Source organism: Ruegeria sp. BE10 (genome assembly GCF_056538905.1).
The window spans coordinates 949,857-975,099 of sequence record NZ_JBQFTX010000001.1; the positions used below are offsets into that span (position 1 = coordinate 949,857).

The 25,243-nt window shown below is 58.2% G+C and carries 27 protein-coding genes; 15 read left to right on the forward strand and 12 right to left on the reverse strand.

What is annotated here, in order from left to right; genetic code table 11:
• Positions 1-3: 3 nt before the first annotated feature.
• The 4 genes from ACR0M2_RS04740 (at position 4) to ACR0M2_RS04755 (ending at position 5,106) form a co-directional block, all read left to right on the forward strand.
• Complete coding sequence (locus ACR0M2_RS04740) at positions 4-462, forward strand: RES family NAD+ phosphorylase (protein WP_480704153.1); 459 nt, start codon at positions 4-6, stop codon at positions 460-462.
• Positions 463-531: 69 nt separating this feature from the next.
• On the forward strand, positions 532-2,202 hold the full coding sequence (locus ACR0M2_RS04745; protein ID WP_480704154.1) for an adenylate/guanylate cyclase domain-containing protein: 1,671 nt from the start codon (positions 532-534) through the stop codon (positions 2,200-2,202).
• Between the two features lie 216 nt (positions 2,203-2,418).
• Positions 2,419-4,137, forward strand: a complete 1,719-nt coding sequence (locus ACR0M2_RS04750; RefSeq protein WP_170347849.1) for a bifunctional sulfate adenylyltransferase/adenylylsulfate kinase — start codon at positions 2,419-2,421, stop codon at positions 4,135-4,137.
• Positions 4,138-4,257: 120 nt separating this feature from the next.
• Complete coding sequence (locus tag ACR0M2_RS04755) at positions 4,258-5,106, forward strand: hypothetical protein (protein ID WP_480704155.1); 849 nt, start codon at positions 4,258-4,260, stop codon at positions 5,104-5,106.
• On the opposite strand, the gene ACR0M2_RS04760 is transcribed toward ACR0M2_RS04755, so the two are convergent.
• The 4 genes from ACR0M2_RS04760 to ACR0M2_RS04775 all read right to left on the reverse strand — a co-directional run bounded on the left by ACR0M2_RS04760 (position 5,103) and on the right by ACR0M2_RS04775 (position 7,615).
• Positions 5,103-5,978: a hypothetical protein gene (locus ACR0M2_RS04760; protein ID WP_480704156.1), complete on the reverse strand. Its 876-nt coding sequence runs from the start codon at positions 5,976-5,978 to the stop codon at positions 5,103-5,105. The genes ACR0M2_RS04755 and ACR0M2_RS04760 overlap by 4 nt on opposite strands.
• Positions 5,975-6,862, reverse strand: a complete 888-nt coding sequence (locus ACR0M2_RS04765; protein WP_170347846.1) for a PhzF family phenazine biosynthesis protein — start codon at positions 6,860-6,862, stop codon at positions 5,975-5,977. The genes ACR0M2_RS04760 and ACR0M2_RS04765 overlap by 4 nt, the downstream gene beginning before the upstream one ends.
• Positions 6,863-6,971: 109 nt before the next feature.
• The gene (locus tag ACR0M2_RS04770) at positions 6,972-7,196 is read right to left on the reverse strand and encodes a DUF1150 family protein (RefSeq protein WP_170347845.1); all 225 of its coding nucleotides are present in this window, start codon (positions 7,194-7,196) and stop codon (positions 6,972-6,974) included.
• A gap of 5 nt (positions 7,197-7,201) precedes the next feature.
• Positions 7,202-7,615, reverse strand: a complete 414-nt coding sequence (locus tag ACR0M2_RS04775; RefSeq protein ID WP_170347844.1) for an Hsp20 family protein — start codon at positions 7,613-7,615, stop codon at positions 7,202-7,204.
• 164 nt (positions 7,616-7,779) lie between these two features.
• Here ACR0M2_RS04775 and ACR0M2_RS04780 point away from each other — a divergent pair, with 164 nt between their 5' ends.
• Entirely contained in the window at positions 7,780-8,004 is a 225-nt protein-coding gene (locus tag ACR0M2_RS04780) for a YdcH family protein (protein WP_058280035.1), read from the forward strand.
• A gap of 91 nt (positions 8,005-8,095) precedes the next feature.
• Here ACR0M2_RS04780 and ACR0M2_RS04785 read toward each other — a convergent pair whose 3' ends face one another.
• Entirely contained in the window at positions 8,096-9,481 is a 1,386-nt protein-coding gene (locus ACR0M2_RS04785) for an FAD-binding oxidoreductase (protein ID WP_480635808.1), read from the reverse strand.
• 161 nt (positions 9,482-9,642) lie between these two features.
• On the opposite strand from ACR0M2_RS04785, the gene purE reads away from it, so the two are divergent.
• Together purE and ACR0M2_RS04795 are read left to right on the forward strand one after the other, a co-directional pair.
• Positions 9,643-10,131, forward strand: a complete 489-nt coding sequence (purE, locus tag ACR0M2_RS04790; protein ID WP_170347842.1) for a 5-(carboxyamino)imidazole ribonucleotide mutase — start codon at positions 9,643-9,645, stop codon at positions 10,129-10,131.
• Entirely contained in the window at positions 10,124-11,191 is a 1,068-nt protein-coding gene (locus tag ACR0M2_RS04795) for a 5-(carboxyamino)imidazole ribonucleotide synthase (protein ID WP_425081103.1), read from the forward strand. Before purE ends, ACR0M2_RS04795 begins: the two co-directional genes overlap by 8 nt.
• A 1-nt stretch (position 11,192) precedes the next feature.
• On the opposite strand, the gene ACR0M2_RS04800 is transcribed toward ACR0M2_RS04795, so the two are convergent.
• From ACR0M2_RS04800 to ACR0M2_RS04825, 6 genes are all read right to left on the reverse strand, one after another.
• On the reverse strand, positions 11,193-12,344 hold the full coding sequence (locus tag ACR0M2_RS04800; protein WP_170408978.1) for an alpha-D-ribose 1-methylphosphonate 5-triphosphate diphosphatase: 1,152 nt from the start codon (positions 12,342-12,344) through the stop codon (positions 11,193-11,195).
• Positions 12,341-13,114: an alpha/beta fold hydrolase gene (locus ACR0M2_RS04805; RefSeq protein WP_170374245.1), complete on the reverse strand. Its 774-nt coding sequence runs from the start codon at positions 13,112-13,114 to the stop codon at positions 12,341-12,343. Before ACR0M2_RS04805 ends, ACR0M2_RS04800 begins: the two co-directional genes overlap by 4 nt.
• A gap of 38 nt (positions 13,115-13,152) precedes the next feature.
• The gene (locus ACR0M2_RS04810; RefSeq protein ID WP_480704157.1) at positions 13,153-13,995 is read right to left on the reverse strand and encodes a DMT family transporter; all 843 of its coding nucleotides are present in this window, start codon (positions 13,993-13,995) and stop codon (positions 13,153-13,155) included.
• Positions 13,996-14,184: 189 nt separating this feature from the next.
• Positions 14,185-15,828: a chaperonin GroEL gene (gene groL / locus ACR0M2_RS04815; protein ID WP_170347837.1), complete on the reverse strand. Its 1,644-nt coding sequence runs from the start codon at positions 15,826-15,828 to the stop codon at positions 14,185-14,187.
• Between the two features lie 54 nt (positions 15,829-15,882).
• A complete protein-coding gene (gene groES, locus ACR0M2_RS04820) occupies positions 15,883-16,170 on the reverse strand; it encodes a co-chaperone GroES (protein ID WP_170347836.1) in 288 nt (95 codons plus the stop codon).
• Between the two features lie 151 nt (positions 16,171-16,321).
• Positions 16,322-16,996 (reverse strand): DUF2161 domain-containing phosphodiesterase, encoded by a 675-nt coding sequence (locus tag ACR0M2_RS04825; protein WP_170360541.1) that lies wholly within the window; start codon positions 16,994-16,996, stop codon positions 16,322-16,324.
• 124 nt (positions 16,997-17,120) lie between these two features.
• Here ACR0M2_RS04825 and ACR0M2_RS04830 point away from each other — a divergent pair, with 124 nt between their 5' ends.
• The 8 genes from ACR0M2_RS04830 to ACR0M2_RS04865 all read left to right on the forward strand — a co-directional run bounded on the left by ACR0M2_RS04830 (position 17,121) and on the right by ACR0M2_RS04865 (position 24,573).
• Positions 17,121-18,101 carry a TraB/GumN family protein gene (locus tag ACR0M2_RS04830; protein ID WP_170360543.1) on the forward strand — a complete coding sequence of 327 codons (981 nt, stop codon included), beginning with the start codon at positions 17,121-17,123 and terminating at the stop codon, positions 18,099-18,101.
• Between the two features lie 109 nt (positions 18,102-18,210).
• Positions 18,211-19,131: a manganese-dependent inorganic pyrophosphatase gene (locus ACR0M2_RS04835; RefSeq protein WP_170360545.1), complete on the forward strand. Its 921-nt coding sequence runs from the start codon at positions 18,211-18,213 to the stop codon at positions 19,129-19,131.
• A 127-nt stretch (positions 19,132-19,258) separates the two neighbouring features.
• Positions 19,259-20,335: a DUF389 domain-containing protein gene (locus ACR0M2_RS04840; protein WP_170347832.1), complete on the forward strand. Its 1,077-nt coding sequence runs from the start codon at positions 19,259-19,261 to the stop codon at positions 20,333-20,335.
• Between the two features lie 106 nt (positions 20,336-20,441).
• Positions 20,442-21,317 (forward strand): TIGR01459 family HAD-type hydrolase, encoded by an 876-nt coding sequence (locus ACR0M2_RS04845; RefSeq protein ID WP_170347831.1) that lies wholly within the window; start codon positions 20,442-20,444, stop codon positions 21,315-21,317.
• Between the two features lie 100 nt (positions 21,318-21,417).
• Positions 21,418-21,861, forward strand: coding sequence for a MaoC family dehydratase (locus ACR0M2_RS04850; RefSeq protein WP_058275996.1), 444 nt, complete (start codon positions 21,418-21,420; stop codon positions 21,859-21,861).
• A gap of 275 nt (positions 21,862-22,136) precedes the next feature.
• Complete coding sequence (locus tag ACR0M2_RS04855) at positions 22,137-23,069, forward strand: bifunctional riboflavin kinase/FAD synthetase (protein ID WP_480704158.1); 933 nt, start codon at positions 22,137-22,139, stop codon at positions 23,067-23,069.
• Positions 23,066-23,539 carry a YcgN family cysteine cluster protein gene (locus tag ACR0M2_RS04860; RefSeq protein ID WP_480704159.1) on the forward strand — a complete coding sequence of 158 codons (474 nt, stop codon included), beginning with the start codon at positions 23,066-23,068 and terminating at the stop codon, positions 23,537-23,539. The genes ACR0M2_RS04855 and ACR0M2_RS04860 overlap by 4 nt, the downstream gene beginning before the upstream one ends.
• Complete coding sequence (locus ACR0M2_RS04865) at positions 23,539-24,573, forward strand: threonine aldolase family protein (RefSeq protein ID WP_480687067.1); 1,035 nt, start codon at positions 23,539-23,541, stop codon at positions 24,571-24,573. The genes ACR0M2_RS04860 and ACR0M2_RS04865 overlap by 1 nt, the downstream gene beginning before the upstream one ends.
• 12 nt (positions 24,574-24,585) lie before the next feature.
• On the opposite strand, the gene ACR0M2_RS04870 is transcribed toward ACR0M2_RS04865, so the two are convergent.
• Positions 24,586-25,188: a DsbA family protein gene (locus tag ACR0M2_RS04870; RefSeq protein WP_480687065.1), complete on the reverse strand. Its 603-nt coding sequence runs from the start codon at positions 25,186-25,188 to the stop codon at positions 24,586-24,588.
• Positions 25,189-25,243: the final 55 nt, after the last annotated feature.

Here is a 25,243-nt window from a genome sequence, read left to right on the forward strand (position 1 = left end):
CTAATGCTGGAGTTCTCCGGCCCGGTCTGGAGAATTCTGTTTCTCTCCCAAAGTGACGCCCCTTTGGCCCCTGCCCGGGCGCCCGAGGGGCGTTTTCATCATTCAGGGCAGATTGCTCTCTATGCCTCTCTCAGCGCCGAAGGCGCAGGGGTCGCCATTCAGCGGTATGTCTCGCCTGACGATCCGCCGCGGATATTGCAAAGAGGCCAAGTTGCTGGTGCAAGACTGGTCGATCTGAGGGGCCAGTCCGATGCGTCGATTATCTGGCAGGATATCCACGAAGAACGGGGCGTTTCACCGACATGGCGCTTCTCTGATCACGCCCGCGATACGGGTGCTGACGGGTTGATCTACAGCTCTCGGTCCCGACCGGAGCTAAGCCATATTGTGCTGTTCACTCTTGCGCCAACAATTATTTTCGCTGAAACCCAAGCAACTCCGTGGACACCGCCATTTACGTAACCATAACTTGACCCACTCGCGTCGCCGTACCAGACTCGGGAACACGCGCGGCGAATACAGGTGGCTTGATTGAAAAGCGTTTTATGGCAAGGCGGGTGGACAACCCGGCTTAGGATCATCAGCGGTCTTACCCTGTTCGCCTTTGCCTTCTTTCATTTCATCAATATCGGGTTGGGGCTGTTCCATACCGATTACCTGCACGGCATGCAGGATGGGCGCCACGCAGTTACCCGGCACAGTCTGGGCAGCGTGATCTTGTATCTGGCACTGTTCGTCCACCTTGGCCTTGCACTTTATTCCATTAGCCAACGCCGAACGCTACGCATGCCCTTCAGCACGGCCTTGCAGGTCATTCTGGGGCTGTTGATTCCGCTGCAACTGATCTCGCATATCGTGCAGACGCGCTATGCCCACGAAATCTATAACGTCAATGACGAGATGGGATACATCATCATTCTGATGTGGCCCAACTCGGCGATCTGGATGCAAAGCCTACTGTTGCTGGTGGTTTGGGTCCACAGTTGCATTGGGCTGCACATGTGGCTGCGACTGACCCGCTGGTGGTCCAGATGGGTGCCTTACCTGATCGGTCTGGCGGTATTTGTGCCCAGCTTTGCACTGGCTGGGTTGCTTACCGAAGGGCGCCGCATCTGGGCGGATTTTGCCGATCCGTTCCTGCGCGATCAATATATCGAACATTACAACTGGCCCACGCCCGAGGCCTTTCAGGTCATGTTCAGTGTCAAAGACAATGCGTTAATGGCCTTCTGGATCGCCTTGGGGGCCTCGCTGGCAGTATTTGCAATCCGCAAACTGTGGCGCCGCAGACACTCGGTCCGGGTCAAGTATGTCGATGGCCCCGAGGTCGTGGCCGAAAAGGGCATGACCCTGCTTGAGATTTCGCAGGCCAATGGCATTCCGCACACGGCCCTTTGCGGGGGCAAGGGGCGTTGCACCACCTGTCGCGTGATCATTGAGGATGGCGCGGATCAACTGCCCACCCCGGATGAGGTTGAAACCCGCAGCCTTGCCGCTGTCAGCGCCCCGATTGGCGCAAGGCTGGCCTGTCAGATACGGCCAACCGCCCCCCTCACTGCGTTTCGGATGTTCCGCTCTGATGGCAAGCGCGGACGAGCCCATGCCAGCCAAGGGCAGGAACGCAAGCTGGCGGTTCTGTTTCTCGATATGCGCGGGTTCACATCGCGGACCACGGGCCAGTTGCCCTATGACATCGTATTCCTGCTGAACCGTTTCTTTGATGCCATCGTCCCGGCAATTACGGCAGATGGCGGGGTGGTCGACAAATACATGGGCGACGGCTTGCTGGCCGTGTTCGAAACCCCGAATGCCAAAGACTCGGCCCGTGCAGGGCTGAAGGCCGCCGCCGATGTCAGCCGCGCGCTTGAGTATTTCAATCAACAGCTTCAAACCGAAGGCAGCCCCCGGATACGCATCGGAATGGGTCTGCATCTGGGCGATCTGGTACTAGGTGAAATCGGCGCTGCAGGCAGTTCTGCGCGCACCATCATCGGCGACGCGGTTAATGTGGCCAGTCGTCTTGAAGGCCAGACCAAGGCGCTTGGGGCGGAACTACTGGTCTCGGCCGAATTACTGCAGGCGGCTGGGTATGACGGCGATCTGTCCGGACTGCAATCGTTTGAGCTGCGCGGCGTGACACAACCGGTTTCCGCGCTGCCGGTGACGCGTGCTGCGGACCTTATGACGGACAAGGCCGCCTAGGAACGGATGTACTGAATTCACACGACAGGCGCGTGTCAGCGGGATACAAGTCGGGAAAAGCTGCGTCAGGCGAAAAATCCTTCCATTCCGGACAAAAACCGCGCATATCGTCCTTAATTTCGTGAATGTATATGGACTTCGCCCAGCAGCCGGGGCACATGCCCCATAAACACCCCTGAATCACCGATAAAACCGCACTGCGACAAGAGTATTCCTATGACGATGTTAAGCAACCTGGCTCCGATCTCTGAACTGTACGTTTCGTACGAGTCGGCGCAGAAATTGAAAGTGGAAGCTGCCGACCTGACCAGCTGGGACCTGAGCCCGCGTCAGATCTGCGATCTGGAACTGCTGATGAATGGCGGGTTCAACCCTCTCAAAGGGTTCCTGAGCGAAGCTGACTACGACAACGTCGTCGAAAACATGCGTCTGGCCGACGGCACCCTGTGGCCGATGCCCATCACGCTGGACGTCAGCGAAGACTTCGCTGAGACCATTGAACTGGGTCAGGACATTGCCCTGCGCGATCAGGAAGGTGTCATTCTCGGCACCATGACCGTGACCGACCGCTGGACCCCGAACAAAGCGCGCGAGGCCGAAAAGGTCTTTGGTGCCGATGACGATGCGCACCCGGCGGTGAACTACCTGCACAACGTGGCTGGCAAGGTCTATCTGGGCGGCCCCGTAGTCGGCATTCAACAGCCGGTTCACTATGATTTCCGTGGCCGCCGGGACACGCCGAACGAGTTGCGCGCCTATTTCCGCAAGCTGGGCTGGCGCCGCATCGTTGCGTTCCAAACCCGCAACCCCCTGCACCGCGCACACCAGGAACTGACCTTCCGCGCTGCGAAAGAGGCGCAGGCCAACCTGCTAATCCACCCTGTCGTTGGCATGACCAAACCGGGCGACGTCGATCACTTCACCCGCGTCCGCTGTTATGAGGCGGTTCTGGACAAGTACCCGGCATCGACCACCTCGATGTCGCTGCTGAACCTGGCGATGCGCATGGCTGGCCCGCGCGAGGCGGTCTGGCACGGCCTGATCCGCGCCAACCATGGCTGCACACATTTCATCGTTGGCCGAGACCACGCCGGTCCGGGCAAGAACTCGGCGGGTGAAGATTTCTACGGCCCCTATGACGCGCAGGACCTGTTCCGCCAGTTCCAGGATGAAATCGGCGTCGAAATGGTTGACTTCAAACACATGGTCTATGTGCAGGAACGCGCCCAGTACGAACCGAATGACGAGATCGCAGACAAGGACAACGTCACGATCCTGAACATCTCGGGCACCGAGCTGCGCCGCCGTTTGCGCGAAGGGCTGGAAATCCCCGAATGGTTCAGCTTCCCTGAGGTTGTCACCGAACTGCGCCGCACGTCACCGCCCCGCTCGGAACAAGGCTTTACCGTGTTCTTCACCGGTTTCTCGGGCTCGGGCAAATCCACCATCGCCAACGCGCTTATGGTCAAACTGATGGAAATGGGTGGCCGTCCGGTCACATTGCTGGATGGTGATATCGTTCGAAAGAATCTGTCGTCTGAACTGGGTTTCTCGAAAGAGCACCGCGACCTGAACATCCGTCGTATTGGTTATGTGGCTAGTGAGATCACCAAGAATGGCGGCATCGCCATTTGTGCGCCAATCGCGCCCTATGCCACCACCCGCCGCGCGGTACGGGAAGATATCGAACAGTTCGGTGCCTTCTGTGAGGTCCACGTGGCCACCAGTATCGAAGAATGCGAACGCCGTGACCGCAAGGGCCTGTACAAGCTGGCACGCGAAGGCAAGATCAAGGAATTCACCGGTATTTCCGACCCTTACGATGTACCGGCCAACCCCGAACTGAGCGTCGAGACCGAAAATGTCGATGTCGACAACTGCGCCCATCAGGTGCTGCTCAAGCTGGAAAGCATGGGTTTGATCGCCGCGTCTTAAGCGCAGGCAATTCCATTCAGGCGGCCTCCGACTTTCGGGGGCCGTTTTTTTGTAGGCACGATTGACAAGGCGCTGGCCAATTGGTGCATTTGCCTGACCTGATTTGGACGCAACACGCCTATGCCCTCTGACCTGCCCACCATAGCCAGTTTCTGGTTCGGATCAGAACTAAGCTGGCTAGAGGCACTGTGCATCCAATCCTATCTGGACCGAGGGCACCGGTTTATTCTTTTTGCCGGGCACGAGATCGAAGGCGTTCCCGCACGGGCCGAGCTGCGGCCCGCCAGTGACATCCTCTGGCCTGCACCATTTGATATGCCTGCCGCTGACCGGCGGCGCGTCGCGGTTTTTTCCGACATTTTTCGTCTGCGGCTGATGCAGAAAACCGATTTTGTCTGGGTGGATCTGGACGCCTATTGTGTCAGGCCCATTGCCTTTCCATCAGCGTATATCTTTGGACAGTCCCATACCGGAAATTTCCTGACCGGAGTGTTGCGCCTGCCAGCAGACTCGCAAACGCTGGCGCATATGCTGGACTTTGTGACCACAGCCAACCCGACCCAGCCCTGGCGGGGCGGTCCGCTGCACCGGCGCAACCGTCAACGCATCCGGGACGGAGAGACCTGGGGGATCGAGAGCCTGCCCTGGGGCAGTTCCGGCCCCAAAGCCTTTGCACATTTCCTGCGCAAGACCGACGAGGACAACCATGCCATGCAAGCGGAGGTGTTTTACCCTCTGTCCAAGCATGATCTGTGGAAATTGCACAACCCGTTCACCCCGACCGCACAGATTGAAGGCGACAAGGTTCATTCCGTCCACGTCTATGGTCATCAGAAACGGCTGATGGCGCAGAACACGGGCGGTTTGCCGGTGCGCGGATCGTATCTGCAGCGGCTATGCGATCGGCACGGGATTGACCCCGAGGCCCGTCCAATTCTGCAAGAAGGCTGGCTGGCACCCGCTGGTTAGTTCGGGCCCGCGTCTAGTTCAGCGCGCAAAAGGCGCACGGCTCTTCCCTCAAAATCCCCATATTCTGCTGCGTGTTGCTGGATCGCCTGCAGATGCGGCAGGCGCGCGGCGAAGTCCTTGATTGATGCGGATTGGATCGCGCGCTGAATATCCTCTTTGGTCTCGCACAGGATCATACCAGAGGTATCGAAGAAATCGCCGATATTCGGGCAACCCCAATAGATCGGGACCGAGGAGCACAAGATCGCATCCGTCAGCTTTTCCGAAAAGTAATTCTTCTCACGCACGTTCTCGATCACCACAGAATAGCGGTACGGCGCCAACCCGTCGGATTTGAGATCAAACGGAGTGTACCCCCGGCCCATGATATCAACATCTGCACCAGTTTCACGCACCCAGTCGATCACCGAATGGCGCAACTGATGCCCTACAAGATCGCGCTTAGCCGAAGCAATCAGCGAGCAGGATTTGGTTTTCTCAACCTTCAGGTCCTGCCAGTCGGGCACCATCGTCACGCCATACGGCAGGAACACTGCATTCGGGATGTTGTGTAGCAGCACGTCATGAAAGGTCAGCACCCGGAAGAATCGCCGCCATGTATATCGCAGCATCCGATCATGTTTGGCGTGAATGGCCGAAGGCTCGCCCATCATCAATGAAATCCGCGCGCGGGTGCCGCGACGCAAGCGCAGATGCACGGTCGAGTTCGGGTACATGATCAGGTGATCGGTGCGCTCCAGATCACCCACCGTCTTGCCGGTCAGGCGATCCGGGCACCCTTCGGGCCAGATCAGTTCGGACAGCGGGACCTTGGCCAGTTTTGGCCCCAGCCGATGCCCATATGGCAGGATGGCAATGGCAGGTCGTGTCATTGTGTTGTCTCGGGCAGATCAACCTGCCCCCGCATCAACACATGACCGCGCCCTGCGACTTTGATACCGGTCATCGCATCGGGTGGGCCAACGCGTGTGACAACAGCCTGACCGGGGCGGCCCATGTCATGGCCTTGTTCTGCGATGAAACTGTCTTTGGGCATTAACCCGTATTTCCACAGATAGGCCGCCATGGCACCGGTGGCCGATCCGGTGAACGGGTCTTCGGGCGGGCTGGGTGGCGCCATCAACAGGCGTGAGAACGTGTCGCCCGCATTTGTCGCGCCCTTCATCGTCACAAGGAACGGTTCCGCCATATCGGTTCCAGAAAATCCGGCCTTCGCGGCCACTTTGCGCAGTGCCTCAAGATCCAACTGTGCGGCGCGCAAGGCCTCGTGATCACGCAGAACCGTAATGCAGAACGGCAACCCGGTGGACACAAATTGCGGCGGTGAGATTATCGCATCCTCGGGCAGGCTAATGGCGGCCGCAACCAGATCGACGGGAACAGGATTGCCGAATTTCGGCGCGACCTGTGTCATTTCGATCTCGTCCCCGTTCAAACGAATCGAAACGATCCCCGCGCCTGTTTCCAACGTCAGTGCATCGCCTTCAACCAAACCACGGGACCGCATCGCCACTACAGTTGCAATTGTGGGGTGTCCGGCAAAAGGGATTTCCTTGCTGGCCAGAAAATAGCGCACCCGGATTTCGGCCACATCAGATGGTCCCGTGAACGTGCATTCAACCAGAGAGGTTTCGCGCACATAAGCAGTGCACACATCTTCGGGCAATTCAGCCCCGCCGTGAACCACGGCGCAGCCGTTGCCGCCAAAGGCGCGATCACTGAAGGCGTCTACCCAATCGAAATCGAACCAGCTCATCCGCAAAATCCCCTGATGCAGAGTAAATCAGCCGGGCATGTCATGCCGGTTCGTATGTGTCGCGCTTGTTGTTGGGATTGTCACGCCGAAAAATAACCGGCGGGGCCGTTCAGTGAACGGCCACCGGTGACAGATCGTGTTCACGGGCCAGGAAAAAGGCCATCTTACGATCTGTCACGAGCGCAAGCTGCTGGCCATCGGAATCGTGAACCGCGTACAACTGATCCAGATCGCCTGCCTTATCCCGGACATCGCGGGGCAGATCGGCAACATCGACGGTTTTCACATAAACGATGCGGTCGCCTTCGGCGTTATATTCAATCGGTGTATTCATAGCTCTTACCCCTTTTTTATGTTGATCGTTTGCACCACGGTCTCAGGCACGGCGCGGGTCAGGTCCACATGCAGCAGACCGTTCTCCATGATCGCCTCGCCCACCTCGACACCATCGGCCAGCACGAACATGCGCTGGAACTGGCGCGCGGCGATGCCGCGATGCAGAAAAATGCGCCCCTCGCTGTCGTCGCGTTGGCGCCCCCGGATCACAAGCTGGCGATCCTCGATTGTGATCGACAAATCTTGTTCCGCGAACCCAGCCACAGCCAGGGTGATGCGGTATGAAAAGTCCGAGGTCTGCTCAATATTATAAGGCGGGTAGCCTTCGTTACCGGCCTTTGCAGACCGTTCCAGAAGACGTTCCAACTGCTCGAACCCCAAAAGATGCGGGTATGAGCCAAGAGTAAGTTTTGACACGTATTTTCGTCCTTTATTGCCAAAGCGACGTGTGATGCGGCCCCGTTCCGGCAACCGCGTATAATAGAATATGGGTTTATGCCGTGATGTCCACAAGGTCTGGCCGGATAAACCCTGACACACTATCTTGTGTCACAAGCACCACAAAAGGCACTGAGTCGCTCATGAATGCGCCAACAGATCTTTCGATGAAAACAGATGAGGTTTTGCGGGTTGAACTGGAGGTTTTTCGCCGCCAACACCGTGATCTGGACGAAGCGATCGAGGCGCTGCAGTCCACCGGCACAGCCGATCAGTTGACGATTAAGCGACTGAAAAAGCAAAAACTTCGCCTGAAGGACATCATTCGTCTGATCGAGGACCGTTTGACGCCGGACATCATTGCCTGAAAACTCCACCACTCGGTTCACACGCACATTCAAGGCGCTTATGAACCGAGTTTTGCAGTGTTACGTCATATTCAAACGGATGACATCTGTTTCAAGGTGAAACATTTGCGTTTGCGCAGAAGAAATTGGTCGGATCGTATTTCCGCTTAACCTCTTTCATTTGATCAAGATTTTCACCGAATGCCGTCTCTATCGCACTGTCTTCATCGGCGCCCAGATAGTTCAGATAAGTTCCGCCCGTGGAATAGGGCGCAATTGCATCATGCATGGACCGCGCCCAGGCAATCTGATCCGCGTCATCCGCTGGATCAGTCCACAGCGGTAGTATCGCAATCAGATAGTCGTGACCGCGTTGCGCAAAGGCGTTGTCCCCATTTGATTTGGACTTTGCTGCGCCAGCGCAATGTTCGATCAGAATGCCCGAGCCGGGTATTGTCATCCCTTCAGATTGTGCAACGATCGTATCAATGGCCTCATCCGTCAGCGCGTTGAGATATGCAGATTTCCAGTAGTTCCGGCTGCCTGGCCCATAGGCCCCATCCAGCATGCTTTGTTTGGCGGGGAACGGCATCTCGTGCAAGTCGACGACCAAAGGTTCTCCGATCTCCGTCAGGGGTTGGATTGCCTGACGCCCAGCTTCCTTATCGTCTCCAATCCAACACGGCACCATAGCTGTTAGCGGCGTTCCATCCGGTCCCCACAGCAACCCCGCATAGACCGTCAGTTCATCAGGTGCCCGTGAAACGATATCCCGAAAACCTCGCAGCACTTCAGCGGCGTCGGCTCGGGGATATGCAATCATGCCCCCCAACACCGTAGACAGAGGATACGCCCTGTAAAGGAATGACGTCACGATGCCGAAATTTCCGCTGCCGCCGCAGATGCCCCAATAAAGGTCTGGATTCCTGTTCGCATTCGCAGTTCTGATCGAACCGTCCGCCGTTACGACTTCGGCCTCGATAACGTTGTCGCAGGTTGGCCCGTATTTTCGTGCCATCCAGCCGAATCCGCCACCCGTCGTCAATCCGCCAATACCTGTCTGCGATACGACGCCCAATGGCACAGCAAGGCCGTGAAGATGTGTTTCGCAGTCTACATCCCCCAACGTGGCCCCGCCCTGAGCGCGTACGGTTTGGGTTTCTGCATCAACATGGACCGCGCGCATGCAGGACAGGTCAATTACGAGGCCATCATCGCAGACGGCGCGCCCACCCACGTTATGACCGCCACCTCTTACCGATACCAGTATGTTGTTTTCAAACGCGAACCTGGCGGCCGCCGCGACATCGGCGGTGCCGTGGCACCGCAGTATTGCACCGGGATACTTGTCAACCAACGCGTTCCAAATACTGCGCGCACCGTCATACTCGGGGTCACCGGGCAAAATCAGTGCCCCGCGAATTTGCGATTTGAATGCCTCAATACTGTCCTGCGGCACGGCTTGGCCGTCCCGGTTTTTCAAAACTGTATCTGTCATGGGTACCTCCTCGGGAACCACTGTCCCGCGATCAAGTATACACTAATTCGAATGTATTTTCAGCAGGACGTCAGACGAGCCATACGGTCGCCAAACCACATTGCCTATGGGACCGATTTAGCTATAGTGCGCGCTCTTTCAGACGGCAGGGAAACAAGCGGATGAGTGATGTGAAAGTGGGGATCATCATGGGCAGCCAGTCGGACTGGCCCACGATGAAGGAAGCCGCGAACATTCTTGATGAGTTAGGCATCGCGTACGAAAAGCGGATTGTCTCGGCGCACCGCACACCAGACCGCTTGTGGGACTATGGCAAGACCGCCGCATCACGCGGGCTGCATGTGATCATTGCCGGGGCCGGTGGGGCCGCGCATCTGCCTGGCATGATGGCGTCGAAAACACGGGTGCCGGTGATTGGCGTTCCGGTACAGACGCGGGCCCTGTCGGGCGTCGACTCTCTGTATTCCATCGTGCAGATGCCCAAAGGGTTCCCTGTTGCCACCATGGCCATCGGCGCGGCCGGTGGTGCCAACGCGGGCCTGATGGCGGCCGGGATTCTGGCCTTGCAGGATGACGCTTTGGCGCAACGACTGGACGCATGGCGCGATGCACTGTCGGCGTCGATCCCCGAGGAGCCCGTCGATGAGTGACGCATTGCAAACGGGTGCCAGGATCGGAGTTCTGGGCGGCGGTCAATTGGGTCGGATGCTGTCCGTGGCAGCGTCTCGTCTGGGGTTTGTGACCCATATCTACGAACCCGGTGCCAACCCTCCTGCCGGCCAAGTGGCCGATCGCGTGACCACCGCCGCCTATGACGATATCGACGCGCTAAAGGCGTTTGCCGGGTCGGTAGATGTCATCACATATGAGTTCGAGAACATCCCGACCGAAGCGCTGGACCTGCTTGAAGCGCACTGCCCGATCCGTCCGGGGCGAGAAGCGCTGCGCGTCAGCCAGGACCGGTTGACCGAGAAGAATTTCCTGCAGGGGCTTAACCTGCAAACCGCGCCTTTCGCGGATATCACCGATCTGAACAGCCTGAATGCGGCGATCGAGCAGATCGGTACGCCCGCAATCCTGAAAACGCGCCGGTTTGGCTATGACGGTAAGGGGCAGGCCCGTCTGCGCGCACCCGAGGATGCCGAAGCCGCGCTGGCCGATATGGCCGGGGCACCCGCGATCCTTGAGGGGTTTGTGGAGTTTAGCCACGAGGTATCGATCATTGCGGCCCGCGGGCTGGACGGTCAGGTTGCCTGTTTCGATCCCGGTGAGAACATACACCGCGATGGTATCCTGCACACCACAACAGTCCCTGCCCGTCTGCGCCCGGCACAACGGACAGATGCCGTTCTGTTGGCCGCCAACATCCTAAACGCGCTGGATTATGTCGGCGTCATGGGCGTCGAACTTTTCGTGACGCCCGGCGGTCTGATCGTGAATGAGATCGCGCCACGCGTGCATAACTCGGGCCACTGGACGCAGAATGGCTGCGCCGTGGATCAGTTCGAACAGCATATTCGGGCCGTCGCAGGATGGCCTTTGGGAGATGGTCAGCGACATTCGGACGTGGTCATGGAAAACCTGATCGGAACGGACATGGACCGCGTGCCCGAACTAGCGCAGGAACGCGACGTGGCGCTGCATCTCTATGGCAAGGCCGAGGTTAAGGCAGGCCGCAAAATGGGGCATTTCAACCGCATTGCACGGTGAATCAGCCAACAAACCGCGCCGCAATATCACCTGACATATAGCTAACCCGCCCGCCAGCCAGCGTGGCGGCTACGCGGCGGGTTTCGGCATCCAGTATCACCAGATCGGCGCGCTGGCCGGGGGCCAGCTTGCCCCGATCCTGCAAACCAAGGACACGGGCGGGGCCGGATGACACCAGCGCCCAGGCCCCGGCGAAATCCACCAAGCCAGACTTCGCCACCATCAGCGCCGCGCGGCGCGGGCTGGGATAGTGATAATCCGAGGCCAACGCATCGCAATATCCCATCGTGATCAGGTCAAGCGCGCTGACATTACCCTTGTGCGATCCACCACGCACCACGTTGGGCGACCCCAAAATGATGTAATCCCCGGCGGCACGCGCGGCCTCGGCTGCTTCGAGCGTTTCCGGGAATTCCGAGATATGCGCCCCCCGCGCCCGCCAGTCGGCCCGTATTTGTGCAGTCGCGTCGTCATGGCTGCCCATGCGCACGTACTGTGAGTCCAATGCCGCACATAGCGTGTCCAGCGCCGCTGGCACTTCGTTACGACGGGCGTGCATGGACAACAGCATTTCAAAATGCGTGTCCGGGTTTCGCCCGGCTTTCAGTGCTTGGCCGGTCAGACGCGGCGGCTTGCGCCCCTCGGCCAGACGGTCATGCGGCAGGTGGTCGTTGAACACGACATAGGGCACCTGCCAGTCCGCGATACGGCCGGGCAGGTCCGCATAGTCATCCAGCATGTGTGTCTCGAACCGCAACTGAGGCATCAGGTCGGTCACGACGCGATCCTTGACCGAGGTTATGGCGCGAAACACCTGATCCGCGAATTCCGGGCCACGCACCCCACCCTCCCAACTGTGAAACTGGGCCAAAACGGCGGTAGTGATACCATTCGCAGCCAATTCAGCCTCGACCGAGAGAATGCCTTCGTCCATCTGCTTCATCGCCCCGCGGCGTGGCGCGATATGGCGTTCGAACCCATCCCCGTGCAGGTCGATAATGCCGGGCAAAACAAGATAGCCGGACAGGTCGATCTGTCGCCCGACCCGATCCGTTTGAATAATGCCATCCGCCAGAGACAGATCGGCGGGCACGAGGCCATGCTCCGGCAACAGCACCTCTGCACCGGTCAGGGTCAGATTCAATGCGGTCATTGCGTGGGCTCCGACTCGGGTTCCGAGCAATCCTGCCCGATACAGATTTCGTTGATGATATCCATGACGCCATCCAGCCAGGTGATCTGCGGATCGAATTGCCCGAATTCGATAAAATGCAGCGCCTGCGCCATGACGCGGGGATTGTTCATCATAAAAGTGTGCGTCACCGGAAGAACGATGTGATCCGTCATGCCGTCCACTTTTGTCGTTTCAATCGAGACCTTGCCGTCATCCTTGCCGTCGATCAGCGAGGAAAACAGCGGGTTCAGCGAGTTCTCACCCGCGATCACGCCCACCTCAAACTCAACGGATGGCAGGTTGCGCGGTATGCCCTCGGGGCCCGTGCCCAAGGCCAGCCCGGCGGGGCCATGCAGCATACCGAACACCTCATACGCGCCCAGTTCATCCACAAGCTGACTGCCCTGATTGGGCGGGCCGAGCATGACCACACGGCCCAGATTTTCCGGGTGATGGTCCTGCAACCAATAGCGCAGCAGGATGCCACCCATTGAATGCGCCACCACGTTCACGGTCTCATCACCACAGGCTGCGAAGGCGTCCGGCAATGTCTGGTTCGCCAGTTCAGGTATCGGCAAATCGGTCGAAGGATAGCCGGGTCGGACAACGGTGTACCCGTGCGCCTGAAACAGTTGTTCCATCACTGTGAAGGACGCCTCGGTCCGCGCCAGCCCGTGTAAAAGCACCACGCATTTAGCCTGGGCCACGGCGGGAACAAGGAAAAGAAACAGGGCAAGCAGATATCTCATAGCCGCCAGATAAGCGTTATCCGATTGCGTTGAAACCCCTAGCGCGGCTTCAGGCGCAGGACAGCCAGCGCGACGCCGCCCAGAACCAGCGCCGCGCCAAAGATCAGGCGCAAACTGGCGACTTCTCCCAACAACAAAACGCCAGCGAGGATGGCGATGATTGGTACGCTCAATTGCACTACCGCCGCCGTGCTTGGCGCCAGTTGCGGCAAAACCCGATACCATACGGCATAGCCCATCCCCGAGGTCACACCTCCGGAAAGGGCAGCTAGCAGGTAGCCAGCGCCACTCATCTGCCACCCCCCAACGGTCAGCATTAACGCTAGCGCAGTAACCGGCAGGGCTATAACGAAATTGGCCGCCGTTCCAGCAAGGGCGTCAGGCTCAAACCGCCCAACCAGCGAATAGACTGCCCATCCGACCCCGGCAGCTGTCATCAGAGCTGCGCCAATCGGGTCGACCTGTACTGCTCCGGACGGCCACAGGACATAGGCCAGCCCCATAAGGGCGATTGCCGCGCCCCCCATCTGTCGCGCAGTCGGAGCATTGCCGGTTAACGACGTCACTGCGAACATTGTGATCTGCACAACGCCAAACAGGATCAGCGCCCCAAGGCCCGCATCCAACGTCAGATAGGCGATGGAAAACCCAATCATATAGAGTGACAGCGATCCTGCTCCCGCCAACCTGCGCCGGTTACGCAATGGCAGACGACCTGACCTGAGCCAAACCAGACCGGTCAGCACCATTGCCCCGGACAACACGCGAATTATGGCAAACCCAGCAGGGTCGCTGGCCCCGCTGTCTATGGCCAGACGATTCAGGATCGAATTCGCCGCAAAGGCGCACATGGTCAGGGTGGTGAGCAGAAACAAACGCATATCAACCGCATAGCGGTATCGCGAGCGTTTGCACACTCACTTTCCAGCGCGGCGTAGTGGTTATAAGAAACGGGGCCGCCCAAAGGCGACCCCGTCAGTAAGTTCTATGGCGGTCCCTCTAAGCAATCTGGCCATAGGGCCAAGCGCTTGTCGGGATCGTCGGAATTCGCCGGGGCGAATTCGACGTGCTTACATCATGCCGCCCATGCCGCCCATGTCGGGCATGCCGCCTGCAGGTGCTGCGCCTTCTTTGGCAGGCTTGTCTGCAACCATTGCTTCGGTGGTGACCAGCAGGCCAGCAACCGATGCCGCATCTTCCAGAGCGGTACGGACAACCTTGGCCGGATCGATCACGCCGAACGAGAACATGTCACCATATTCTTCGGTCTGTGCGTTGAAGCCGAATGCTGCGTCAGCAGATTCACGGACTTTGCCCGCAACAACCGCACCGTCAACACCTGCGTTCTCGGCGATCTGGCGCAGCGGCGCTTCGATGGCTTTGCGAACGATGTTGATGCCAGCGTTCTGGTCAGCGTTTGCACCTTCCAGAGTTTCCAGTGCTTTACCGGCCTGAACCAGAGCAACACCACCACCGACAACAACGCCTTCCTGAACAGCAGCGCGTGTTGCGTTCAGAGCATCGTCAACGCGGTCCTTACGCTCTTTCACTTCAACTTCGGTCATGCCGCCGACGCGGATAACGGCAACACCGCCTGCCAGTTTGGCAACGCGCTCTTGCAGCTTTTCACGGTCGTAGTCGCTGGTGGTTTCTTCGATCTGAGTGCGGATCTGAGCAACACGTGCTTCGATCTCGGCTTTCTCACCAGCACCGTCGACGATGGTGGTTTCGTCTTTGGTGATCTCGATTTTCTTGGCGGTGCCCAGCATGTCCATGGTGACGGACTCGAGCTTCATACCCAGATCTTCCGAGATAACCTGACCGCCGGTCAGGATCGCGATGTCCTGCAGCATGGCTTTGCGGCGATCGCCGAAGCCCGGTGCTTTGACAGCAGCAATTTTCAGGCCGCCGCGCAGTTTGTTAACAACAAGAGTTGCCAGCGCTTCGCCTTCAACGTCCTCAGCAATGATCAGCAGCGGCTTTTGCGACTGGATCACCTGCTCGAGCAGCGGAACCATCGGCTGCAGCGAGGACAGTTTCTTTTCGTGCAGCAGGATCATGCAGTCGTCGAGTTCTGCGATCATCTTGTCTGCGTTGGTGACGAAGTAAGGCGACAGGTAGCCACGGTCGAACTGCATACCTTCGACAACATCGGTCTCGGTTTCCAGACCTTTGTTTTCTTCGACGGTGATGACGCCTTCGTTGCCAACCTTCTGCATCGCGTCTGCGATCTGCTGGCCGATTTCGGCTTCGCCGTTGGCCGAGATGGTGCCAACCTGAGCAACTTCTGCCGAGTCTTTGACTTCGCGCGAGGCGTCTTTGATGCCTTCAACAACCTTGGCGGTTGCCAGGTCGATACCGCGCTTCAGGTCCATCGGGTTCAGGCCCGCTGCAACCTGCTTCAGGCCTTCGCGAACGATTGCCTGCGCAAGAACGGTTGCGGTGGTGGTGCCGTCGCCGGCTTCGTCATTAGTGCGGCTGGCGACTTCTTTCACCATCTGCGCGCCCATGTTCTCGAACTTGTCTTCCAGTTCGATTTCCTTGGCAACCGATACACCGTCTTTGGTGATGCGCGGTGCGCCAAAGGATTTGTCCAGTACCACGTTGCGGCCTTTAGGGCCCAGGGTCACTTTGACAGCGTCAGCCAGGATGTTCACACCTGACAGCATGCGGTTGCGGGCATCGGTGTCGAACTTGACGTCCTTAGCAGCCATGTTGTTTCTCCTTGAGAAAATGTATTGGAATGAAGATCAGAGGAAGCGGGTCGCTTACTCGATGATCCCCATGATGTCGCTTTCTTTCATCATCAGCAGCTCTTCGCCGTTGACCTGAACCTCGGTGCCCGACCATTTGCCGAACAGGATCTTGTCACCGGATTTTACAGCCATTGCGATCAGTTCGCCGCTGTCCTTGCGTGCGCCTTCGCCGGTTGCAACGACTTCGCCTTCGCTAGGCTTTTCTTTAGCGCTGTCAGGAATGATCAGACCACCAGCGGTTTTTTCTTCGCTTTCGGTACGGCGAACCAACACGCGGTCATGAAGCGGTTTCAATGCCATCTTTGCAGCTCCTTGGGCTCAAAGTTTATTTATCCTCCCCTCGCCGGATGGCGAGGCGTTAGCACTCGGGTGATGAGAGTGATAACGACGCATAGCTAGGGGGTCGCAATCCCCGAGTCAACAAGCTGTGATCGATTTTTTGCAACCGGGCTCAGTCAGGCTGTTCCCAGCTGTAAGCCCAGTGTTTCAGACCGTCCTGCCCGGCGGCGGTCAGGTCGTAGACGCCCTTTTCCACCTTACCGAACCAACCGTAGTGATTGTCGCGCATCAGGCGAGTGGCCTCAGGAACACCGGTTGCCTTGGCGACTTCGGACCCTTTGGTTGCCCCACATTCCGCCAGATGTGCCGCGCATTTCAGGGCGTCCTGACGATAGGCCGTGACGATCCCGTGTCGCGTGGCGCCGCCTGCATTGGGATCGCCTTCTAGCCGGTCGAACTCACGCAACAGTCGTGCAGTCTTAGCCTTGGACTTGCGCGGTGCGTACGGGCCGGGATCACATTGCACCTCGACCTTGCCATCGGCCCGCACGGTGATCAGCCCCAACCCCAGCCGGCGACACAACGCCAGATTGTCCTTCAGCGCCCGACGCGCGCTGCGGCCTTTGGGCTTGCACACCCCGATGTAAACCTGATCCGTCACTTTCAGCCGTGTGATCGCCTGATGGAACAATGCCAGCGAAAACCGCAGCTTAAGCTCGACGATGACCGGTTCTTCGCCATCCCGCACGGCCACGATATCAGCCGCGCCAACCTCGCCTTTGACGGAATAGCCCTGACGCTCTAACAGCGCCTTGATGGGGGGATAGAGATCCTGCTCGCGGTTCATGTTTGCATGCTATGCGATTTGCGGCGGAATGCCAGACGCCAGGCGCAGCTTTCCAATCGGCCTTGCACCCATTCACCTGCCGAGGCAGTGTTTCAGCAACTCTGATTTCAAAGGAAATTTCCACATGCGCATTATTCTGCTGGTGATCTGCCTGTTGCTGCCCGTCACGGTTCACGCAGCTTGCGAGGGGCGCGATCTAAAGGGCGAATTGTCACCTGCAGCCCACGCCGAGCTGAAAGAAACCCTGACCAACGTCCCATTTGCAGAAGGCAACCACTGGATCGCAACAAAGGGCACAACGGTGCTGCACCTGATAGGCACGATGCACCTGAACGATCCGCGCATGGATGCAATTGTCGCAAACCTGACGCCAACACTCAGCCAAGCCGATGCATTTTATTTCGAAGTAACCCAAGACGAGATGAAGGCCTGGGAAAAGGAACTGGCTCTGGACCCGAGCCCGATCTTGATTACGTCCGGCCCCACCTTGATTGACCTGCTACCCGAAGAGGCTTGGACAACCCTGTCTTCCGCCCTAGCCGAACGCGGCATACCCAGTTGGATGGGAGCGAAAATGCGCCCCTGGTTTCTGGGCATGACTCTGGCCATGCCTACATGCCTACTTCAGGACCCGAACGCCAATCATGGGCTGGATGCGCGTCTGACCGTTTTAGCTGAAGATCAAGGCATCCCTCAATTTTCGCTGGAGAGCATTGAGGAACTGATGACCATGTTTGAAATCCACTCGATTGAGGAACAGGCGGAATCGCTAGCGCGGTGGGTCAATTCGTACGAAACCAGCGACGACCAGCTGGCCACCATGACAAACTCATATTTCGAGGAAAATCACGCACAATCCATCGAACTAGGCCGTATTTTGGCGCGAGAGCATTCTGGCATGTCGCCCGAAGTGTTTGACGAAGAATGGCAGGCGTTCGAACAGCACTTACTGGTCGGGCGAAACAACAATTGGATGCCGAGAATTCTGGACATTCAAGATCAGACCGCCGTGATCGCAGTGGGTGCTGGACATCTAGGCGGCGCGCATGGATTGCTGAACCAATTGCAGCAGGCTGGATATATATTGACCCGCGCGCCATTCTGATCGTGCTCGGCGAAAGACAGACCAACCGTCGCAGCGAGGATTCTGCCGGGTGACAACCCCGGCGGACCGCCCTATAAGGCGCGCAAATTATCATCCTCAGGACGCTGACATGACAACCCTTGTATTTGGCCACAAATCTCCCGACACCGACTCCACAGGCTCACCGATCCTGTGGTCGTGGTACCTGAACGAAGTCAAAGGCGAACAGGCCGAGCCCGTTCTGCTGGGCGAGCCCAACACCGAAGCCGCGTTCATGCTGCAGCGCTGGGACCTGCCCAAGCCGCGTATCATCGACGACGTCGAAGCCGACGCACCGGTTGTCATCGTTGACACCAACAACCCGGCCGAACTGCCCGCCAGCATCAACAGTGCCGATATCCAAGCCATCATCGACCACCACAAGCTGGTCGGCGGCCTGGAAACCAAAGGCCCGATCGACATCACCGTGCGCCCGCTGGCCTGCACCGCCACCATCATGGTCGACCTGATGGGCGACGACGCAGCCAAGATGCCCGACGCCATCAAAGGCGCGGCGCTGACTTGCATCCTGTCGGATACTTTGGAGTTCCGCTCGCCCACCACCACTGCGCATGATCGCGAAGTGGCCGAGAAACTGGCTGCTGAACTGGGCCTGGACGTATCGGCTTATGCCGCCGACATGTTTGCGGCAAAATCGGATGTATCGTCCTTCACAGACGCCGAACTGATCCGCATGGACAGCAAGGAATACGAGGTCGACGGCACCAAATTCCGCGTCTCTGTTCTGGAGACCACCGCACCGGGCGTTGTGCTGGACCGCAAGGCCAGCCTGGCGGACTCGATGGTCAGTGTGGCCAGCGAGGACGGCGTCGATCAGGTGCTGCTGTTCGTGGTCGACATTCTGAACGAAGAGGCCACTCTGCTGGTGCCGAACGATCTAGTCAAAGGCGTGGCCGAGAAAAGCTTTGGCGCATCGGTCAACGGCGACGCCGTGGTTCTGCCGGGCGTCATGAGCCGCAAAAAACAGATCATTCCGAACCTCAAGGTCTGATCTTTAGATCTTTCCAAAGAAAAGGCGCCCAAGTGGGGCGCCTTTTTTTGTTGAGGCATAGGATTTGCGCGATCCGCTTCCATTGCTACTCTGGTCAGGAGAGCAAGTAGCGGATCAGTTCCGACATATGAGTACACGCAAGTTCAGCACCACCCGAGACATCCTGCGGTTTGAAGGCAAGGACAGAGCAGCCTATTGGCGGCGCTTTGCGATGCTGCTGACCCTATCGGTTGTGATCGCTACGATGGGCATGCTTCGCGATTCAGGCGCGGTGGTGATTGCCGCAATGCTGGTGGCGCCGCTGATGGCCCCCATATTGGGCGTGGCGGCGGCTATGGTCATGGGGTGGCTAGGGCGTGCGTTCTATCTGGCTCTGATTGTCTGCGGTGCGGCCATTCTTTGCGTTTTGCTCGCGTGGCTCTTGGTCTATGTCGCAGATGTCCCGCGCGGCATCCTGATCCCTGATCAAGTCTTGGCCCGGACCGACCCCGGAACCGAGGACCTGATTGTCGCTCTGGCCGCAGGCGTCGCCGGTGCATACGTGCAAATCAACCGTTCCGAAGCCAGCTTGCTGCCCGGCGCGGCCATCGGCGTGTCACTGGTGCCGCCCCTGTCCGCCTCGGGCGTTCTGCTGTATTTCGGCGAACCTGGCGAGGCGTATGAGGCCGGGTTGTTGTTCGCCACCAACCTTGGCGCGATCATCCTGTCCGCCTGCGCGGTTTATATCGTGTACGCGGCCCGCTCGATGGTCTTCAGCAAAGGTCGCCGGAAACTGAACTTTACCGCCAGTGTGACTGTGACATTGGCCTTTCTGGCTCTTGTCGTTTTGCAGTTGGGCAAATCCACCTATAATCGCTATCTCGAAACCCGAACCGAAGCTCAGGTCGCACAAGCCATCCGCGATTGGGCAGACCCGGTGTCGGTCGAGGTCATCCGCATTGACGTAAACGCCAAACGCAAGCAGGCAGATATCTGGCTGATCGTCGACCTGCCGATTGAAGCGGCTTACAAAGTCTCCTCGGTCGCTGGATTGCTGCCAGAAAGCCTGCGCGAGACACCTTTGGTCGAAATCCTTCAAGATCAACTGGGTCCAGGCTATCTGGTGGTGGTGCGGTTCCAAAACAGGATTGGCGCGCAAGTCATTCTGGGCACCGATGCCGTCCAGCAGGCGCCGGATGTCGACGAGATCAGCGAAGAAAACTGACCGACACAGCCATTTAACGGCGGCAATTGGCATTGCGGGATGGTCAAAGCCCGTCAGCTTTGCAATAGCTGACGCAACCTTGCATTCAACTCGCCCGAGGTCCTCAATGACTCAGATCGTCCACGCCCTGTCCGACATATCCGACCGCTACAAAGCACTGTTCGTTGACCTTTGGGGCTGTGTTCACAACGGCATCACCGCCTTCCCCGAGGCCGTCGCTGCCCTCAAAGCCTATCGTGCGAAAGGCGGGATTGTCGTGCTGGTGACGAACTCTCCAAAACCCCGCGCGGGCGTTGCCCAACAATTGGTGCAATTCAACGTCCCTGAAGATGCCTATGACACCATCGCCACCAGCGGCGATTCTGCGCGGTCGGCGATGTTCCGGGGCGCCGTCGGGGAAAAGGTCTATTTCATGGGCGAATGGCAGCGCGATGCGGGGTTCTTTGAGCCGCTGAAAATACTGCACCACCCGATCCACATCGAACGGGTCCCGCTGGATGAGGCCGAAGGGATCGTCTGTTGCGGTCCATTTGATCCGATGGCGGACCCGTCCGTCAACCGCGCGGATTTCCTCTATGCCAAGCAAAAGGGCATGAAGCTGCTGTGCGCCAATCCCGATATTGTGGTCGACCGGGGCGAGGTGCGCGAATGGTGTGCCGGGGCGCTGGCCAAACTGTATACCGAGATGGGCGGCGAAAGCCTGTACTTCGGCAAACCCCACCCGCCGATCTATGATCTGGCCCGCCGTAGGCTGCAAGAACTGGGCCACGACATCCCCGATGGCGACATTTTGGTGATCGGTGACGGCCCCCATACCGACATTCTGGGCGGCATGGGTGAGGGGATTGATTCTCTGTTTATCTCGGGTGGATTGGCTGCTGCAGAAACAAAAACTGAGCATCATCCGCACCACGAATCGCTAACTGACTACATCGCAAGGGAAAATATAAATCCCACCTATACAATCGGTCGCCTGAGATAAGCAGAAAAGGCTTGATTTTCTGCGCTTGCGAAGTAATAAAGTTGCCGAACACGGGCAACATTGATCCTTTTGTTGCTCAACGGATTCTAGTGAGGGCGACATGTTGGACAATCTTCCGCGCGGCACGATCTGTATTGAAGACATCGAAATGGGCATGACCCGTCACCTGCGCAAAGTGGTGACTGACGAAGATATCGAGATGTTTGCGCAGGTTTCGACCGACCGGAATCCGGTGCATCTGGATGATGACTATGCCCGCGACACGATCTTTGAGGGGCGCATCGCCCATGGGATGCTGACGGCGGGCCTGATCTCGGCCGTCATCGGCGAACAACTGCCCGGCCACGGCACCGTGTATATGGGTCAGTCGCTGAAATTCCTGGCCCCCGTGCGCCCCGGTGACATGGTCTATGCCGAGGTCAAAGTGATCGACATCGACTTTGCCAAGCGTCGGGTGAAACTGGATTGCCACTGCGCCGTAGATGGCAAAAAGGTTCTGGTCGGCGAAGCAATGGTTCTGGCCCCGTCGCGCAAGTTCGACTGATCCAAAGCACAGCTTTACCAGCCTTGTTTCGTTGACAATTACGGACCGCGAATCGTTTCGACAGCCCCGTTAGTGGTGCAATTCCAAACCACAGTAGAACCTAGCCAAGCTGGATGCAGACAGAAACGCAATGCGTTGGCACTCCGCAAAGGACCGCTTAATTGTTGGATGTGTTGAACCGGGGCTGGCTTCGACGGTTTAGGGTCGGCTTGCCTGTACCATTTCGGCTCAATCAGATGCTTGAACCCGAACCGCAGTCCCGTTAGGCAGATGCTATGCGCATCATCCGTGACTTTCAGTTCATCGAGCCTCAGGACCGCGGCGCCAGCGTGGCGATCGGGAATTTTGACGGCGTCCACATCGGCCACCAGTCTGTGATCGAACTGGCCCGCAATGCCGCACCGAATGCGCCCTTGGGGGTGATGACCTTTGAGCCGCACCCACGCGAGTATTTCGCACCCGCAGCCCCGCCTTTTCGCCTGATGCGCTGCAATGCCCGTGCGCACCGGCTGGAAAAGCTGGGTGTCAAGAAATTGTATGAACTGCCCTTCAATTCCGCCCTTGCCGGGCTGACTCCGAAAGAATTCGCGTCGAACGTGATTTGCGATGGGTTGGGCCTGTCGCATGTGGTTGTCGGTGCTGATTTTTGTTTCGGCAAGGGGCGCAGCGGTACGGCGGATGATCTGGTTCGGTTCGGTCAACAAATGGGCTTTGGCGTCACCATCGCACCTTTGATGGAGCGGTCCGAGAATATCGTGTCGTCCACCGCGATCCGTACAGCGCTGACCGAAGGCCGCCCTCGCGATGCGGCAACCATGCTGGGCCATTGGCATCGGATCGAGGGTCCGGTGATCGGCGGCGAACAACGTGGCCGCGAGTTGGGCTTCCCGACCGCCAACATGTCCATCGAAGGTTTGCACCCGCCAAAATTCGGCGTCTACGCGGTGCTGGTCGATGTGTTGGACGGCCCGCATCAAGGCAGCTATCAAGGCGCGGCCTCGGTCGGGACGCGGCCAATGTTTAAGGGCGAAGTGCCGAATATCGAAACCTTCCTGTTCGACTTTTCAGGCGACCTTTATGGTGCGACCCTATCGATTGGTCTGGTTGAATATCTACGACCTGAATTGACCTTCGACGGGCTGGACGGGTTGATTGCACAAATGAACTCTGATTGTGACAAGGCCCGAACACTGCTGGCGACGCTATGACCGCCGATCCTATTGATCGCACTGGCCTGAGCCCCCGGTTCTGGGAACGCAAACCCCTAGCCAAGATGAACGAGCAAGAGTGGGAGGCGCTTTGCGACGGCTGCGGCAAGTGTTGTCTGAACAAGCTTGAAGACGAAGACACAGGCGAGGTGGCCCTGACCTGCGTCGCCTGCCGTCTGCTGGATGATGAGACCTGCCGCTGCACCCAATACGATATCCGCCACCAGTTCGTGCCGGAATGTATTGTGATGAAGCCCGACAATATCGACGATCACGCCTATTGGCTGCCACAAACGTGCGCTTACAGGCTGTTGTGGGAAGGGAAACCTCTTTACGACTGGCACCCATTGATATCAGGTACAGCGGACAGTGTTCACGCTGCCGGAATCTCGGTTCAGGAGCGCACGGTGTCCGAGTTCGAAACACCCATCGAAGAATGGGAAGACTATATCATCGAGGAGCCCAGCTGATGTATTTTGCCTCTGACAATTCCGGGCCAGTTCATCCGCAGGTCATGACCGCTTTGAACGAAGCAAATCAGGGCTATCAGATGGCCTATGGGGCCGACACACTGATGAATGAGGTGCGCGATCGAATTCGCGGCATCTTTGAAGCGCCCGGTGCTGCGGTGTATCTGGTAGCCACCGGAACGGCGGCAAACTCGCTGGCTCTGGCTACGTTGGCACAGCCATGGGAGACGGTGTTCTGTTCGCCCGTCGCCCATATCCACGAGGATGAATGCAACGCGCCGGAATTCTACAGCGGCACCAAGCTGACGTTGGTACCCGGCGGCGACAAGATGGATCCCGAAGCGTTGCGCCGTTCCATTCTGGCAGAAGAAACCCGCGGTGTGCATGGTCCGCAACGCGGACCGGTTTCGATCACCCAGGTGACCGAGCGCGGCTCGGTCTATTCGCTGGAGGAGTTGCAGGCATTGTGCGGCGTAGCAAAGGAGTTTGACCTGCCCGTCCACCTGGATGGAGCTCGGTTCACAAACGCTTTGGTCGCGCTGAACTGTTCTCCGGCCGAAATGACGTGGAAAGCGGGCGTCGATGCGGTCAGCTTTGGCGGCACCAAGAACGGTTTGATGGGGGTCGAGGCAGTTGTCTTCTTTGACGAATCCAAAGCCTGGGAGTTTGAACTGCGGCGCAAGCGCGGTGCGCATCTGTTTTCAAAACATCGCTATCTGTCCGCACAGATGGCAGCCTATTTGCAGGATGACCTGTGGTTGACTATGGCACGTAAGGCCAACGCCAATTGTGCCCACCTGGCCGACGGCCTGCGCGCCAAGGGCGCGACTTTCCTGCACGAGCCGCAGGCCAACATGGTGTTCGCCCAGTTTTCCCGCGCCCGGCACAAGCAACTGCATGAGGCCGGGGCGATCTACCACCTTTGGGGGGCCGAACTTGACGGGGCAAGTGACGAAGAGACGCTCGCCTGCCGTCTGGTCTGTGACTGGTCGATCAGCAGCGACGATATCGACCGTTTCCTCGACCTGCTTTGACTGGCATGCCGGTCAACCCTTGGCCTCGGTCAGGTGCCGGTCCAGATCATCCAAACGGTCCTGCCCCCAAAACCGCTGGCCATCCTCAGTAATGTAGAACGGCGCGCCAAAGACGCCACGTTCAACGGCCTCTTCCAGATTGGCGGCATAGGTTTCGGCACCGACCAGCAGGCCACTGTCTGCCAGATTTGGGTCAAAGCCCGCCTGCGTCAGGCAATCGCGGATCACATCATCCTGTGCGATGTCTTTTTCCTCGGCCCAACAGGCCCGCAGCAAAGACTGGACCAACTTACCTACATCCCCTGCCCCATCCTTCATCGCTGCAATCACCGCATAGGACGACGGCGCCATATTGGTCGGCCAATACGCCGGTTGCAGATTGAATTCTATTCCCAGGTTCTTGGATTGGCGCAGCAGTTCCTGCGCCCTGTATTCATTGCGCGACGGGTGGCGATCTTTTGGCGGCGTTCCCCCCGTACGCCCGAACAGCGCCATGATATCCAGCGGTTTGTAATTGATCGTCGCGCCATGCTTGGCCGCGACCTCCTCCAGCCGCTCACCTGCCAAATAGGTGAATGGCGAAATTGTCGCAAAATAGTAGTCAATCCGGGCCATGTGCACTTTCTCCGCTGCGTTACCTTTGCTGGACGGTAAGGCCATGCTAAGCGGT